Here is a 1,276-nt window from a genome sequence, read left to right as displayed (position 1 = left end):
CTGCCACGCCTCCTGCCTGCACGGCGCCGACGGCACCCCCCAGTCCACCGCCGTCGTCATCGAGCCCGCGGCCGCCGCCGAGATCGTCCCGCTCCTCGCCGACGCGTACGAACTGACCGCCCGCGAGCTGGAGATCACCCGGCTCCTCGCCCGCGGCCTGGCCACCGAGGGCATCGCCAATGCGCTGTTCCTCTCCCCGCACACCGTGCGCGACCACATCAAGGCCGTCTTCGACAAGACCGGCGTCTCCACCCGCGGCGCGCTCGTCGGCAAGCTCTTCCTGGAGCAGTACGAGCCCGCCGCCGCGGCCGGAACGGTGCGTACCCGGCGGTGACGTCCGAGGGGCAGGACGTACGGTGCAGATCGTGGGCGTAGATCGAGAGGGCCGGGTCCCGGACCCGGCGGGGCCGCGGCTGCGGCCGCCGCACCACCGGGTGGACCGCCGGGCCGTCGCCTGGTGGCGTACGCAACTGCTGCTGGCGGCGGCCGTGCCGGTCGCGGTGCTCGGGGTGCTGGGCGCGCTGGTCGGCCCCGCCAGGTCCTGGCTGCTGGTGGCGGGCGCGGGGGTGGCCGGGGCGGGGCTGGTCGCGGGGTTCGCGCTGCCGGCCTGGTACTACCGCGTGCACCGGTGGGAGGTCACGGACGACGCGGTGTATGTGCGTACCGGCTACTTCTGGGTCGACTCCCGGATCGCGCCGATGTCGCGCATCCAGACGGTCGACACCGAACGGGGGCCGCTGCAGCGGGCGTTCGGGCTGGCAGCGGTGACGGTGACGACCGCGTCGGCGAAGGGCGCGCTGCGGATCGAGGCGCTGGACCACGAGGAGGCGGCGGAGCTGGCGGAGCAGTTGGCGCTGGCGACGCAGAAGACCCCGGGGGACGCGACGTGAGCGACGCGGATACGGGGACGGGCGGCTGGCGCCGCCTCGACCCCCGCTCCCTCCTCGTCACCGCCCAACTCCTCCTCGGCGCCGCCTTCGGCGCCGGAGTCCCCGTCGGCGCCGGGCTCGCCGCGCACCTCGACTTCCGCGCCGCCGTGGCCTGGGTGCTGGCCGGATCCGCGCTGCTCCTCGGCGGCGGGCTCGCCGTGGACGGGCTGCGGCTGCGCCACACCCGCTACCGCGTCGGCGCCGAGCGCGTCGAGCTGCGTACCGGCGTGCTGTTCACCAACCGGCGCTCCCTCCCCCGCGACCGGATCCGCACCGTCGACCTCACCGCACACCCCCTCCTCCGCCTCCTCGGGCTGGTCAAGGTCCGTATCGGCACCGGCGACCAG

General features: G+C 75.5%; 3 protein-coding genes. All 3 read left to right on the top strand.

The features are described from left to right. Window positions 1-334 (top strand): response regulator transcription factor (locus tag H5J30_RS33985; RefSeq protein ID WP_181791663.1); only part of this gene is annotated, 334 nt, incomplete at its 5' end. Between the two features lie 22 nt (window positions 335-356). Further along, entirely contained in the window at window positions 357-890 is a 534-nt protein-coding gene (locus tag H5J30_RS33980; protein ID WP_181791661.1) for a PH domain-containing protein, read from the top strand. Then, window positions 887-1,276: PH domain-containing protein (locus H5J30_RS33975; RefSeq protein WP_309505716.1), on the top strand; the 390-nt coding region annotated here is incomplete at its 3' end. The genes H5J30_RS33980 and H5J30_RS33975, both read left to right, overlap by 4 nt.

Source organism: Streptomyces phytophilus (assembly GCF_013870535.1).
GTDB lineage: Bacteria > Actinomycetota > Actinomycetes > Streptomycetales > Streptomycetaceae > Streptomyces > Streptomyces phytophilus.
Note: the sequence above shows the minus strand (reverse complement) of the source record. Positions and strands in the feature narration are given on the sequence as shown.